Consider the following 292-nt stretch of genomic DNA (forward strand, 5'->3'; position numbering starts at 1 on the left):
GGTCAGGCTTGAAGACCTGATACATGAACATCTTCAGGTTCTTCTCGGCATGCTCAGCCGCCGTGATCAGGAATGCGATCTTCCACATCGGGTTGCCCGAGTTCTTCGAGATCTGGTAGTCGACCTTGTCAACGACCGCATCATAGACGCCCTTCGAAAGTACTGGATAACCAGAATCTTCTTCCTGGCCCGACATGTCGAAGGTGAAGCCCTCGCCATCGGTGTCCATCACGCCCTGGAAGCCTTCTTCAGCGGCGGTCGATGCGTTGTCCTTGCGTGCCATGATATATTC

At 54.1% G+C, this 292-nt stretch carries 1 protein-coding gene; it reads right to left on the reverse strand.

Annotated elements, in window-relative coordinates:
* Positions 1–292: hypothetical protein (locus tag VJI93_RS08635; RefSeq protein WP_324009295.1), on the reverse strand; the 292-nt coding region annotated here is incomplete at both ends.

Source organism: Parvimonas sp. M20 (assembly GCF_035282425.1).
Lineage (GTDB): Bacteria > Bacillota > Clostridia > Tissierellales > Peptoniphilaceae > Parvimonas.